This window comes from Acidisoma sp. L85, from assembly GCF_009765865.1.
Lineage (GTDB): Bacteria > Pseudomonadota > Alphaproteobacteria > Acetobacterales > Acetobacteraceae > Acidisoma.
This window is the reverse complement of the sequence record NZ_LMUQ01000084.1, coordinates 141,050-153,507: the sequence shown is the minus strand read 5'-3', so window position 1 is coordinate 153,507 and position 12,458 is coordinate 141,050. Positions and strand designations below refer to the sequence as shown.

Genomic DNA, 12,458 nt, shown 5'->3' with positions numbered 1-12,458 from the left:
GGATTGGATCCTGCGCCGGATGCTGCCCATCGGCGTCTCACGGAGAGAATAGAGGGCTGGGCGAGACGAGCCTAACAGTCTTCCCCTTATGCCCCGTGCGGAGTGCTTAGGCTTTTCCGCCGATCAAACATGCCGGATGCGAATCAAGCTCCGTCGTAGCGCCAGGGCACTGAGCGATTAAGCCCGCGGTGAGCAAATTCGATCGATTCCCAATGCTCACTACAACCTGGAGGACTTGATGAGCGGAGCTGATGGCATAAACCGAGTGTTGCCTAACGGCACCGGCTCGGACACTCAACAGCCATCGTCAGGCGGAGCCAGCTTTGTACTGGCGCCGCCTGCGACTAGGACCTTCAGCCTGGCAGAAGCGGATGAATCGCAACTTCCGGTAAAAAAAAGGCGAACCTTTCTGAACCCAATGTTCCAAGCGCCGACGCAAGTAACGCCCCCAAGCTTCAATTTTGCTAACATCGGCTCAAATTTTCCTTCACCCACTACTACACCTGTGTCAGCAGGTAATACTTTGTGGCTTGGCGCAGATTCTCCGCTGCCTCCGCCTTTCCCGCAGCCCGTGCTTTTTAATGCAAATCCATACACCTCGTATGGTGAAGTCTTCAACGCCAAGACGCCATTCCTACCCGGCTCCGAGGTGCCCACTGCGGGCTGGCAGCAGCTCGGCGGTTTTCCACCCCCGCCTCCGGCATATACGCTGCCTCTGTATCTGCCCGCGACGGCTACCGAAACACCGCCGACCAATTCGGCCGAATACCCTGGCGGCACGCTCAATCTAACTCCCGATGCACCCATCCCAGGGCCTCCGCACGCAAATCCACAGACCCCTCAGGAATTCTACGAGAACTCTCGTTATGCCATTGAACCAAAAAGGAACCCCTCTGTCATAAAAGGAAGGACCATCGCGAACCTGGACGATCCAAATAGTGTGTACGCATATCTAATGGCGAACCCGAACGTCTATCGCAGCGCTGGGGAAATTGCGAAGAATATGGGCATGGAGCCCGGTTCGCGCTATAATTTGTCGCAGACGATGAACCGTACGATCAACGCCACTCTGTTGCCACTTGGGTTTGACGCTGTTCGGCTGCCCGGGAATCTTAACCGATGGGAGTACGCTTTCCTACTGGATCCCGACATGAAGGCGAAGGGACAACGAGGGAAGGTCTACAAACCACCTGTGGGCCACCAGAGACATTGTGCGCGGCCTCCCACTAAGTGACGGTTTCACTCCACTGCAGCGAGGGACGCTCCTCCAGTCTAGCACTGGGCCATCCTAATCGATGCGGTTAACCGAGGCCACGCCTTAACCCGGATTGGCGAGCATCTAATCCATGAACAATGGCCGCCCAAACGGCCTACCGTCCCACCTCAAGCCTTCCCGTCAAAGAACTCGCGCACCCGCGCGAAGAATCCCTCGGAATCCGGGCTGCCCTTGTGGTGGCCCTGGGCTTCCTCGTCGAATTCCTCCAGCAGCTCGCGCTGACGGCGGGTGAGATGCTGCGGCGTCTCCACCGCGACCTGGATGTACATGTCGCCGCGCGCCGCGCTGCGGAGCACCGAGAATCCCTTGGACCGCAGCCGGAACTGCTCGCCGCTCTGCGTCCCTGCGGGGATCTTCACCTTGGCCCGGCTGCCATCGATCACCGGCACCTCGACGTCACCGCCAAGCGCCGCCTGACCGATGCGCAGCGGCACGCGGCAGAAGATATTGGCGCCCTCGCGCTGGAAAATCGGATGCGGCTGTATCGCGACATGCACATAGAGATCGCCCGGCACACCACCGGCACCCGCGGCCTCGCCCTCGCCTGAGAGTCTGATCCGCGTGCCGTCCTCGACACCCGAGGGAATCGCGACCTGCAACACCCGCTCACGCGCCACGGTGCCCGCGCCATGGCAGACGCGGCATGGATTGCGGATCACCCGGCCGGCGCCGCCGCAGGTTGGGCAGCTGCGCTCGACCAGGAAGAAACCTTGCTGCGCGCGAACCTTGCCCATGCCGCCGCAGGTCGGGCAGGTCTCGCTCTTGCTGTCCTTGCCCTCGGCGCCGGAACCATCACAGGCATCGCAATTGACGCGGGTCGCGAAGCGCAGCTCGGTCTTCACGCCGAAATAAGCCTGGGTCAGGTCGATCTCGGCATTGGCCCGGATGTCGCTGCCGGTGCGCGCACCCCGGCCGCCGCCGCCACCGCCGCGCCGCCCCATGAAATCGCCGAACATCTGGTCGAAGATGTCGCCCAACCCACCGGCTTGCGAGAAGTCGAAGCCGCCCGCACCGGCGCCACCCTCGAAGGCCGCATGGCCGAAGCGGTCATAAGCCGCGCGCTTCTGGTCGTCCTTGAGGACCTCGTAGGCCTCACTGACTTCCTTGAATCGCGCCTCGGCTGCCTTGTCCCCCGGATTGCGGTCCGGATGAAACTGCATCGCCTGCTTGCGATAGGCCTTCTTGAGTTCGTCGGCGCTGGCATCGCGCGCCACACCAAGGGATGAGTAGTAGTCGCTCTTGGCCATGAAGTGTCTTCAGCCCTTCCTGTGGCGCTGAAATTCCGAAGGCGCCGCCTTCTTTCGAAGCGCAGCGCCTTCGGATGATATCAGCCCGTTCTTAAGGCCCGGTCAGTTTAAGTCCGGCGGTCGGTCCTGATTAGGCGGACTTCTTTCGATCGTCCACTTCCTCGAACTCGGCATCGACGACATGGTCAGAACCGGCCCCGCCGCCGCCGGGCGCCGCGCCCGGACCGCCCGAGCCCGGACCGCCCGCGCCCGGGGCAGCCGCGCCAGCCGCATCCGCCTGTGCCTTATACATCGCCTCACCGACCCGCATCGCCACTTGGCTCAACCGCTCGGTGGCCGACTTCAGGACCGCGGCGTCAGTGCCCTCCATGGCCGTCCGCGCGGCCGATACCGCGGCTTCCGCCTCGCCCTTGTCCTGCGCGGAGACCTTGTCGCCGCCATCGGCCAGCGTCTTCTCGGTCTGGTGGATCAGCGCGTCCGCCTGGTTCTTGAGCTCCACGAACTCGCGGCGCTCCTTATCCGCCGTGGAATTCGCCTCTGCTTCCTGAACCATCTTCTGGATATCGGCGTCAGACAGACCGCCGGAGGCCTGGATGCGAATCTGCTGCTCCTTGCCCGTCGCCTTGTCCTTGGCCGAGACCGAGACGATGCCGTTGGCGTCGATGTCGAAAGTGACCTCGACCTGCGGCACACCACGCGGCGCCGGCGGCAAGCCGACCAGGTCGAACTGGCCGAGCAGCTTGTTATCCGCCGCCATCTCGCGCTCGCCCTGCTGAACCTTGATGGTCACAGCGGTCTGGTTGTCGTCGGCGGTCGAGAAGACCTGGCTCTTCTTGGTCGGGATCGTCGTATTGCGATCGATCAGGCGCGTGAACACGCCGCCCAGCGTCTCGATACCCAGCGACAGAGGCGTCACGTCCAGCAGCAGCACGTCCTTGACGTCGCCCTTCAGCACGGCGCCCTGAACCGCGGCGCCGATCGCCACGACCTCGTCGGGATTGACGTTGCGGGCCGGCTCCTTACCGAAGAACTGCTTCACCGCCTCGATGACGCGCGGCATGCGGGTCATACCGCCGACCAGGATCACCTCGTCGACTTCGCCCGCCGTGACGCCGGCGTCCTTCAATGCCGCGCGGCAAGGCTCCAGCGTGCGGTCGATTAGGTCGATGACCAGGCTCTCAAGCTTGGCGCGCGTCAGCTTCATCACGAGATGCTTCGGCCCGGAGGCGTCGGCCGTGATGAAGGGCAGGTTGATCTCGGTCTCCTTGGCGGAGGACAGCTCGATCTTTGCCTTCTCGGCGGCTTCCTTCAGCCGCTGCAGGGCAAGCTTATCCTTGCGCAGGTCGATGCCGTTCTCGCGGCGGAACTCTTCCGCGAAGTAGTCGATCACGCGAATGTCGAAGTCCTCACCGCCGAGGAAGGTGTCGCCGTTCGTGCTCTTCACCTCGAAGACGCCGTCGCCGATCTCCAGCACCGACACGTCGAAGGTGCCGCCGCCAAGGTCGTAGACCGCGATCGTGCCCGAGGTCTTTTTGTCGAGACCATAGGCGAGCGCCGCCGCCGTCGGCTCGTTGATGATGCGCAGCACTTCGAGACCGGCAATGCGGCCGGCATCCTTGGTGGCCTGGCGCTGCGCGTCGTTGAAGTAGGCTGGAACCGTGATGACGGCCTGCGATACGGTCTCGCCGAGATAGGCCTCGGCGGTCTCCTTCATCTTGGTGAGGATGAAGGCACTCACCTGGCTCGGCGCGTATTTCTCGCTGCGGGCCTCGACCCAGGCATCGCCATTGTCGCCCTTGACGATCGCGTAGGGGACAAGCTTCTTGTCCTTCTCAACCAGCGGATCCTCGTAGCGGCGGCCGATCAGGCGCTTCACCGCATAGATCGTATTGGTCGGGTTGGTGACCGCCTGGCGCTTCGCCGACTGACCAACCAGCCGCTCACCGCTCTCTGTGATCGCGACTATACTGGGCGTCGTGCGGGCGCCCTCGGCATTGTCGAGCACGCGGACATCCTTGCCCTCCATGATCGCAACGCAAGAATTTGTGGTGCCGAGGTCGATCCCGATGACCTTGCTCATTCAATATCCCCTTTGCAGCGGAAGCGGCCGACCCGAAGCACCGGGCGCTTCCCTTGGAAAACTGTTTCAAGACATAGGCTAGGCCCCAAGATAGGGCAAGTAGACTGCCTAAATTTTGGGCAGTATCGCGCCCATCTTATCGCAGCCATTCGGGCACGTTTCGTCAAACCTGGCTACGTGTGCCGGGATGTGCAATCGGCGGCGCGTCCCCCGTCGGGGCCTTGGTGACGACGACCATCGCCGGCCGCAGCAAGCGCCCATTGAGCGTCCAGCCCTGCGTCCAGGCTTGCAATACCGTACCGGAAGGATGCTCGCCGCTTTCCTGTTCTGCCATGGCTTGATGCAGATTGGCATCGAAAAGACGGCCGGTCGGATCCTCGGCCTTCACGCCATTGCGCTCAAGGCTCGCGACAAAACTCCGCGCGATCCCCTCGAAACCCTCTCGCAGCCGAGCAACCACCTCAGGCTCATCGGGGGTAGGCGGCGGCAGGCTGTCCAACCCGCGCTTGAGGTTTTCGGCAACCTCGACGACATCGCGGGCGAATTTCTGCACCGCGTATTGCCGCGCCTCATCAACCTCGCGCTTGGTCCGGTTGCGCAGGTTCGCCATCTCGGCCTCGGCCCGCAGCCAGCGGCCGCGCATATCCTCGCGCTCGGCCTCTAACGCCGCCAGGCGCTCCTCCGGTGTGAGGTCGGCCTGCTCCGCCTCCACGCTCTCGCCGGGGCTCGCGCCCTCTTCAGAAACGTCGTGTTTTTCCGTGTCGCTCATAGGGGCTGAGTTAGGGCGGCGAAGGCGCGCCCGCAAGTCGGCAGCACACGAAATTGCGAGCAGTTTGGCCCGCAACAGCCATGTGAGCAGCAATGCGTGCTCTCTCAGCACGTCACTGCGGCAGCCAGACGCTGAAGCGCGAGCCCTGCCCCTCCTCGCTGGCGATGAGCAGCTGCCCCCGATGGCGGTTCACGATGTGCTTCACGATGGCAAGACCAAGACCGGTGCCACCGATCGCACGGGAGCGGCCTTTGTCAACGCGATAAAAGCGTTCGGTGAGACGGGCGAGATGAACCCGCGCGATCCCCGCGCCATCGTCGCTAACGACGATCGCGACGCCCGGCCTGCGCGGCCAGGGCGCTCCGGACACCTGCTCGACGCTCAGCCCCACGGTACCGCCCTCACGGCCATATTTAAGTGCATTGTCCAAAAGATTGCTTAGCACTTGGGACATCTGGTCGGCATCGCCGGGAACTGGCGAGAGGTCGGGCAGTGTCAGCTCGATCCGAATGCCCCGCGCCGCGATCCGTGGCTCGAAGCCCGCCAGAATGCGCGGGATCAGCTCCCTGAGGTCAATCCGCCCTTGCGGCGCCTGATGCTCCGACAGCTCGATACGCGACAGGCTGAGGAGGTCGTCGATCAGCCGGTTCATGCGCGCCGCCTCGCGCGCCATGATTTCGAGGAATCGCTCCTGCGCCGGCGGATCATCCCGCGCTGGCCCCTGCAGCGTCTCGATGAAGCCGATCAGGCTGGCCAGCGGCGTGCGCAACTCATGGCTCGCGTTTGCTACGAAATCGGCGCGCATCCGTTCGACCGCGCGCTCCCGCGTGCGATCCACCAGTAGCACGGAGGCGACCCCGCCACCTGGGTCAGCGGGCGCCATCGGCGTCACCATGGCGTGGATCTCGCGCGGCATCGGCGCCGCGAAGAACAGATCGGCGGTTTGCACCTCTCCCGTGGCCCGCGCCCGGTCGATGGCACCGCGCAACAGCGGGTGGCGCAGCACGGCCGCCGAATTCTCGCCATATCCCTGGCGCGCCGCCCGATTGGTGCGCTCGATCGAGCCATCAGCGCGCACCATGACGAGCGCTTCAGGCAGCCGGTCGATGATGGCGGCTTCCGCCCCGAGCAGGCGGCCGAACCGCGCCTCCTCCCCTTGCGCTTCGGCGATCCGCTGGCTGGCGGCGATCGCCACCCGTTGCAGCGCCGCCAGACGCGGCGTCTCCAGCGCCTCACCGCCCAGGAGCCGGCCAAGACGCTCGACATCCCGACGGAAGAACAGGCCCAAGCCCAGCCCGGCCAGGATTTCGACAGCGATGCAGCACAAACTCGCCGCGAGATCCGCAGCACCCGCGGCGACCAGGATAAGCTGCGCCGTGACAGGTATCGCGAGGACGAGCAGAGCCCAGCGCAAGACCCCTCGCGCCGGCGGCTGACTCATGCCGGAGGGTCTGCTCGCCTGCGACAGGGCCTAACTGCCCGGGCTTGCCAGGCTTTGCGGCGCCGGTTGCACGATCTGGGCGCCGCCGGAGCCCACCTGGAAGACCGCCAGGCCACGGCGCACCTGCCCGTCCGGCTGCAACGCCAGAACGCCATCGGCGCCCGCGAATCCAGCGGGGTTTGTCAGGGCGGATTGATCGACCGAGCCCCCGGCGGTAGCGACGCGGGCGATGGCACCCGCATCGAAGGCCAGCGCCGCCAGAGGCGAAGGCGGACCGCCATTCGCCTGGGTATAGGTACTCACGAAGGTCGCCGATGCGGCGGGATCAGGCGCCGCGTAGAGCGCGCCGCTGAAGCCGGCGGAGGCGACTGCCCCCGGATTGGCCGCCCAAAGCCCTGGCCCGAGGATGCGCACCTGGCTGTAACTGACGTCATAATACGGCAAGAGCGTCGCCAACTCGCTGAGGCTGGCGCCGGTCACGGCCACGAGCACGGCGTCGAAGGGCGGCGGCGGAACCCCTTGGCCCTCCAGCTTGGTGGCGGCCGATCGCGCCCCCGGCGTATGGGACAGGCGCAGTTGCTTGGCCTGGGCATCGATCGGTCCGCGCCTGCCGGCGTAATCGGAGAGCGCCCGTACCGCGGCATCCATCGAGGCGAAGCTGCCGCCATAGGTCTGGATATTCGGTGAGGGCGACCCAGCCCGCACCGCTTCCTGCCGCAGCGCCTCGCCAAGCGCCATGCCCAGCGGTGTCGTCGGCAGCAGGCCGGCGAAGTGGCTATGTCCGCTCGCCTCGGAAGCCTGCACCAGGGCATGGACCTGCTGTGCCGGCGTTATGCCAAGCGTCCAGACTCCGGGGCGCGCCTGCGTCGAGTCGGAGGTGAAGGCGAGTACGTCGATACGCGCCGCCTGAGCCGGCGCGGCGACCGCCGCAGTCTCGCTGGCTGTAAGCGGCCCGATGATAAGCCCGGCGCCGTCCGCAACCGCCTTCTTCACGGCAATGGCCGCACCCTGCGGCGTGCTGCCGGTATCGATGACATCGAGCGTACTGCCCTGGGTCAGTCCGAGGCCGAGCTTCGCGGCATTGACGAGGCTCGCGCCAACCCCGCCATTCGCGCCGCTCAACGGCACGAGTATCGCGATGCGGCGCGCCGAGGATGATGCGCCGCCCGCGCCGAGGGCTTGCGGGGTCCCGCCGCCCGTCGCATTGCTGCCGGTGTTCGGCTGGACGCAGGCCGACAGTCCGAAAAGGGATGTGAGGAGCGTCAATGTCCGGGTCAGCTTCACGCGATCACTCCCTAGGGGAAACGGATGCCGTCGATCCTTGGCCAATGATGGCCGGATCGCCCGCCGGACTTGTGCTGGTTTCTACCCCGATCGGCAACCTTGGCGATGTTTCAATGCGAGCGATCGCGACCTTGCGGGCAGCGGAAACAATACTCTGTGAGGATAGCCGGGTCACCGCCCGGCTGCTCTCCGCGCTCGGCATTCGCGGCCAACTCGATCCGCTCCATGATCATAACGAGGAGGAGCGCCTGCCCCGGCTCCTCGCGGCGCTTCGTGGCGGCCGGCGAATGGCCCTCGTGAGCGACGCGGGCACGCCGCTGCTCTCGGATCCAGGTTATCGTCTAGTACGCGCTTTGCTTGCCGAGGGCATCGCCGTTACCGCAGTGCCCGGCCCCAATGCCGCGCTCACCGCGCTGACCCTCTCCGGCCTGCCGCCGCACCCGTTCCTGTTCGTTGGTTTTGCCCCCCCGCGCGGCGCCGCGCGCCGCGCCGCCTTCGCACGCATCCGCGCCGCAGAGGCGGCGGGTCTTGCCGCGACCCTGATCTGGCATGAGGCGCCGCATCGGGTCGCCGAAATGCTCGAGGACCTGCGCAAGATATTCGGCGACCGGCAAGCCGCCCTGGCACGCGAACTCACCAAACGCTTCGAGGAGCTGCGCCGCGGCAGTTTGACCGAGATCCTCGCCGGGGTGGAAACCGATCCGCCTCGCGGCGAAATCACAGTTCTACTCGGCCCGCCCGCCGAGACCGATGCCGAGCCCGAGGATCTTGACGCTCGCCTGCGCGCCGCACTCGCCACCAGCAGCCTGAAGCAAGCAGTGGCGACGGTGACCGGAGAAACCGGCCTGCCACGCCGTCAGGTTTACGCCCGCGCCCTCGCCCTGGACCGCTGAGCGGCACCGTTATCCGATTTCGAGACCGAGGCGTGGAAGCAGCGCCGCCAGCGATCGATCTGGTCGGCCACATCGGCATTCGGGCTGCGCCATTCGAACTTCCCCTCGGCCTTGTAATGCGCCCGTCCACTCGACCAGACGCCAGCCTGGACGGCCTCCGCGACATCGGGATTGCGGCTCAGATACCAGCCTTCGTCGAAATCCGGCCCGGTCCCCGGCCGCCCCTCGAAATATCCATCGGTCACGAACTGTTCCTGAGCCGAGTGATATCGGCCCTGCCGGATCGCCGCCTGCACATCCTGATTTGCCAGCAGATAGGTGCTCTCATCGAAGGGCGCGGCACGCAGCGCGCATTCCAGCAGGTGGCGCAGCAGAACGGCGGGCATCGTGACCTGCCCGTCCTCAAGGCGAGACCCGCCAAGACCAAGTTCCCTTGCTAGGATTTCTATTGGGATGATGTGCATGGCCGCCTCTCGAATGCGCCGTTACCGCGCTTCGATAGCTACAGCCGCGAGATGAAATCGGTCTTAATGGAAAAACCTAGGCGGCGCCGCCCGGTAGATCATTGTTATGCCGTCATTCGTCGCGGGGCGCGAGACAGCCCAAAGCAGCGGCGATGCCGAACTGTCCCGGCAGCGCATCGCGGGGAAATAGCCGGGTGACATGCCCCATCTTCCGCCCAGCCCGCGCCTCCGCCTTGCCGTAGTGATGCGGAATGAGGCCGGGAGCGCCGAGGATCATCGGCCATAGCGCGATCTCCTCCGGCCCAACGAGATTCTTCATCACCGCATCGGAGTGCCGGATCGCCGGCGGCAGCGGCAGACCGGCGATCGCCCGGATATGCATCTCGAACTGCGACGCCGGACAGGCGTCGATCGTCCAATGGCCGGAGTTATGCGGCCGGGGCGCGGTCTCGTTGACCCGGATCGCGCCGTCACGGTCGAGGAACATCTCGACGGCCAGCAGCCCGACAAGGCCCAGCGCCTCGGCGATACGCCGCGCCAAAGCTTGCGCTCGCGCAGCAGCCTCCTCCGGAACCCGCGCGGGGGCGAAAGTCATGTCCAGGATGCCCGCGCGATGCCGGTTCTCCACCGTGTCGAAAGCCGCGATACTGCCGTCCTGACCACGGGCGACAACGACGCTGAGCTCGCAGGCGAAATCGACAAAGCCCTCCAGCACCAATGGATGCGGCGCCAGAATAGCGAAGGCGGCACGGGCCTCCTCCGCCGTCGCGACACGCGCCTGCCCTCGGCCATCATAACCGAGCCGCGTCGTCTTCAGCACCGCCGGCAGCCCGATGCGGCTCAGCGCGGCCTCCAGCCCCGCGACATCGTGCACCGCCGCCCAAGGCGCCGTCGGCACGCCGATCCCGGCCATGAAGGACTTCTCGGTGATACGGTCCTGGCTAATCCCCAGGATGCGCGGCGACGGATGAACCGGCCGCAGCCCAGCCAGAAGATCGAGCCCGGCCGCGCTGACATTCTCGAACTCGAAAGTCACCACATCGACGGCCGCGGCGAACCGCGTCAGCGCCTCGGCATCCTCGTAGCCGCCGATCGTGACGGCGGCAGCAACCTGCGCCGCCGGTCCGTCGGCCTCCGGCGTCAGCACGTGGCAGCGATAGCCGAGCCGGGCCGCCGCCATAGCCGACATGCGCCCGAGCTGACCGCCCCCGACAATGCCGATGGTGGCACCGGGCGGCAAAGCACCCGACGCTTCAGCCCCGCTCACGCCGGGCGCTCGGCTTCGTCAACCGGATGATCGGCCACCCGTTCCGTCTGCGCGGCCCGCCAGGCTTCCAGCCGCTCGGCGAGATCCGCGTCGCTCAGAGCGAGAATGGCGGCCGCCATGAGCGCCGCATTGATGGCACCCGAGCGCCCGATCGCGAAGGTCGCGACCGGCACACCGCCCGGCATCTGCACGATGGACAGCAGGCTATCGAGCCCCTTGAGCGCCTGACTCTCGACCGGCACGCCCATCACCGGCAGCCGCGTCCAGGCCGCGCACATTCCCGGCAGATGGGCAGCACCACCCGCCCCGGCGATCACCACACGCAGGCCGCGCGCCTCGGCATTCCGGGCGTAATCGGCCAGGCGATCAGGTGTGCGATGTGCCGAGACGATCCGGGTTTCGTAGGGAATATGCAGCGCCGCCAGCGTGTCGGTCGCATGCCGCATCGTCGCCCAGTCGGACTGGCTGCCCATGATGACGCCGACCAGGGGCTTGGCCTTCGCCTCGATCGGGCGTCGCGCGCCGTCAGTCATGGGTCAGGCGATACTATTGGGAATGAGCAAGCTTTCCAGCCGAGCGATCTCGTCTTTCAGGACAAGCTTACGCTTCTTCAGCCGCTGAACGGCAAGCTGATCCGGCCCCGCCTGATCGCTCAGACGTACGATCACCGTATCAAGATCCCGATGCTCGCTGCGGAATTCATGCAAGCGGCGCAGTAGAGTATCGCGGTCTGAGAGCATCGCCGGTCCATATCACGGCGGCCAGCCGCCTGCCAAAGGGAGGTTCGCACGGCCGTGATCATTCGCCGCTAGTAAATGTCATTCTAGTGACGCTAGCGTGGGCACGCACCGCGACGGGACGATCAACCCAGACCCGGAGCGGCGCCCCTAAGACAGGAGAAGCCATTGACCGTTCAAGCCCGCATCCAGACGCTCAAGGAGCGCCGCGCAAAGCTCGAGAACCTGCTGGCGGAGGAAGATAAGCGCCCGGCGCCCGATAGCGACACGATGGTACGGCTCAAGCGCGAGAAGCTCGCTCTACGAGAGGAATGTGACCGGCTGCAGAAGCAGGACGCTGCCAGCCCGGGCATGTCGGCCTAGGTGAGGCGGGCCGGCGCCGCCGGACGATCAGGCGGCGTCGGCCTCCGGCGGCGGGGGCTGCGGCACCGCACGGCCCTCACGGGTCAGTCTCTCATTAGCCTCGGCGACAGCGGCGTTGAGGTCGCTCTGCTTACACAGCCCGAGAATGACCGGATCGCGAGGCTTGATGTTCGCGCTGTTCCAGTGGCTACGCTCGCGCACCTTCTGAATGGTCTCTTTCGTCGTGCCGAGCAGCTTGCCGATCTGCAATTCCGAAAGCTGTGGAAAATTGCGGATAACGAAGGCGATGGCGTCCGGCCGGTCGTTGCGCTTGGCCACAGGCGTATAGCGGCCGCCCCGCGCTTTCTTCTGCGCCGGGCTCGCGGTCGGCAGAAGCTTCAGCCGCGCCGAGGGGTCCGCCTCGCAGCGCGCGATATCCTCCGCCGTCACCTGAGCATTGGCGACCGGATCATAGCCCATGATACCTTGCGCCACCTCGCCATCGGCGATGGCCTGGATCTCAAGCGGATGCATGCCGCAAAAATCAGCGACCTGCTCGAATGTCAGGGCGGTCTTATCGATCAGCCACACCGCGGTGGCTTTGGGCATTAGCGGCAATGTCATCGTTGGAGCACCTGGTATCGCCGCAACAAGGCGG

The 12,458-nt window shown here is 65.6% G+C and carries 13 protein-coding genes; 3 read left to right on the top strand and 10 right to left on the bottom strand.

Annotated features, from left to right (window positions below):
* Window positions 1-238: 238 nt before the first annotated feature.
* On the top strand, window positions 239-1,234 hold the full coding sequence (locus GSQ83_RS28540; RefSeq protein ID WP_158806384.1) for a hypothetical protein: 996 nt from the start codon (window positions 239-241) through the stop codon (window positions 1,232-1,234).
* Between the two features lie 149 nt (window positions 1,235-1,383).
* On the opposite strand, the gene dnaJ is transcribed toward GSQ83_RS28540, so the two are convergent.
* The 5 genes from dnaJ to GSQ83_RS28515 form a co-directional block, all read right to left on the bottom strand.
* Window positions 1,384-2,523 (bottom strand): molecular chaperone DnaJ, encoded by a 1,140-nt coding sequence (dnaJ, locus tag GSQ83_RS28535; RefSeq protein WP_158806382.1) that lies wholly within the window; start codon window positions 2,521-2,523, stop codon window positions 1,384-1,386.
* Between the two features lie 130 nt (window positions 2,524-2,653).
* Window positions 2,654-4,603 carry a molecular chaperone DnaK gene (gene dnaK / locus GSQ83_RS28530; protein WP_158806380.1) on the bottom strand — a complete coding sequence of 650 codons (1,950 nt, stop codon included), beginning with the start codon at window positions 4,601-4,603 and terminating at the stop codon, window positions 2,654-2,656.
* A 163-nt stretch (window positions 4,604-4,766) separates the two neighbouring features.
* On the bottom strand, window positions 4,767-5,372 hold the full coding sequence (locus GSQ83_RS28525; RefSeq protein WP_158806378.1) for a nucleotide exchange factor GrpE: 606 nt from the start codon (window positions 5,370-5,372) through the stop codon (window positions 4,767-4,769).
* Window positions 5,373-5,484: 112 nt separating this feature from the next.
* Window positions 5,485-6,813 (bottom strand): cell wall metabolism sensor histidine kinase WalK, encoded by a 1,329-nt coding sequence (locus GSQ83_RS28520; RefSeq protein WP_158806376.1) that lies wholly within the window; start codon window positions 6,811-6,813, stop codon window positions 5,485-5,487.
* Window positions 6,814-6,843: 30 nt separating this feature from the next.
* The gene (locus GSQ83_RS28515) at window positions 6,844-8,097 is read right to left on the bottom strand and encodes a penicillin-binding protein activator (protein ID WP_158806374.1); all 1,254 of its coding nucleotides are present in this window, start codon (window positions 8,095-8,097) and stop codon (window positions 6,844-6,846) included.
* Window positions 8,098-8,141: 44 nt separating this feature from the next.
* Here GSQ83_RS28515 and rsmI point away from each other — a divergent pair, with 44 nt between their 5' ends.
* Window positions 8,142-8,990: a 16S rRNA (cytidine(1402)-2'-O)-methyltransferase gene (gene rsmI, locus GSQ83_RS28510; protein ID WP_254065986.1), complete on the top strand. Its 849-nt coding sequence runs from the start codon at window positions 8,142-8,144 to the stop codon at window positions 8,988-8,990.
* On the opposite strand, the gene GSQ83_RS28505 is transcribed toward rsmI, so the two are convergent.
* From GSQ83_RS28505 to GSQ83_RS28490, 4 genes are all read right to left on the bottom strand, one after another.
* Complete coding sequence (locus GSQ83_RS28505) at window positions 8,960-9,454, bottom strand: hypothetical protein (RefSeq protein ID WP_158806371.1); 495 nt, start codon at window positions 9,452-9,454, stop codon at window positions 8,960-8,962. The genes rsmI and GSQ83_RS28505 overlap by 31 nt on opposite strands.
* 112 nt (window positions 9,455-9,566) lie before the next feature.
* Complete coding sequence (locus tag GSQ83_RS28500) at window positions 9,567-10,721, bottom strand: 5-(carboxyamino)imidazole ribonucleotide synthase (RefSeq protein ID WP_158806369.1); 1,155 nt, start codon at window positions 10,719-10,721, stop codon at window positions 9,567-9,569.
* Entirely contained in the window at window positions 10,718-11,254 is a 537-nt protein-coding gene (purE, locus tag GSQ83_RS28495; protein ID WP_158806367.1) for a 5-(carboxyamino)imidazole ribonucleotide mutase, read from the bottom strand. Before purE ends, GSQ83_RS28500 begins: the two co-directional genes overlap by 4 nt.
* Window positions 11,255-11,257: 3 nt before the next feature.
* A complete protein-coding gene (locus GSQ83_RS28490) occupies window positions 11,258-11,461 on the bottom strand; it encodes a YdcH family protein (RefSeq protein ID WP_158806365.1) in 204 nt (67 codons plus the stop codon).
* A 165-nt stretch (window positions 11,462-11,626) separates the two neighbouring features.
* Here GSQ83_RS28490 and GSQ83_RS28485 point away from each other — a divergent pair, with 165 nt between their 5' ends.
* Window positions 11,627-11,821 (top strand): YdcH family protein, encoded by a 195-nt coding sequence (locus GSQ83_RS28485; RefSeq protein WP_158806363.1) that lies wholly within the window; start codon window positions 11,627-11,629, stop codon window positions 11,819-11,821.
* Between the two features lie 27 nt (window positions 11,822-11,848).
* Here the strand turns inward: GSQ83_RS28485 and GSQ83_RS28480 are convergent, their stop codons facing one another.
* Window positions 11,849-12,424 (bottom strand): DUF1013 domain-containing protein, encoded by a 576-nt coding sequence (locus GSQ83_RS28480; RefSeq protein ID WP_158806361.1) that lies wholly within the window; start codon window positions 12,422-12,424, stop codon window positions 11,849-11,851.
* Window positions 12,425-12,458: the final 34 nt, after the last annotated feature.

Coding starts and splice junctions, on each gene's coding strand:
- GSQ83_RS28540 (WP_158806384.1), top strand. CDS start 239: ATGAGCGGAGCTGATGGCATAAACCGAGTGTTGCCTAACGGCACCGGC.
- dnaJ (WP_158806382.1), bottom strand. CDS start 2,523: ATGGCCAAGAGCGACTACTACTCATCCCTTGGTGTGGCGCGCGATGCC.
- dnaK (WP_158806380.1), bottom strand. CDS start 4,603: ATGAGCAAGGTCATCGGGATCGACCTCGGCACCACAAATTCTTGCGTT.
- GSQ83_RS28525 (WP_158806378.1), bottom strand. CDS start 5,372: ATGAGCGACACGGAAAAACACGACGTTTCTGAAGAGGGCGCGAGCCCC.
- GSQ83_RS28520 (WP_158806376.1), bottom strand. CDS start 6,813: ATGAGTCAGCCGCCGGCGCGAGGGGTCTTGCGCTGGGCTCTGCTCGTC.
- rsmI (WP_254065986.1), top strand. CDS start 8,142: ATGATGGCCGGATCGCCCGCCGGACTTGTGCTGGTTTCTACCCCGATC.
- GSQ83_RS28505 (WP_158806371.1), bottom strand. CDS start 9,454: ATGCACATCATCCCAATAGAAATCCTAGCAAGGGAACTTGGTCTTGGC.
- purE (WP_158806367.1), bottom strand. CDS start 11,254: ATGACTGACGGCGCGCGACGCCCGATCGAGGCGAAGGCCAAGCCCCTG.
- GSQ83_RS28490 (WP_158806365.1), bottom strand. CDS start 11,461: ATGCTCTCAGACCGCGATACTCTACTGCGCCGCTTGCATGAATTCCGC.
- GSQ83_RS28480 (WP_158806361.1), bottom strand. CDS start 12,424: ATGACATTGCCGCTAATGCCCAAAGCCACCGCGGTGTGGCTGATCGAT.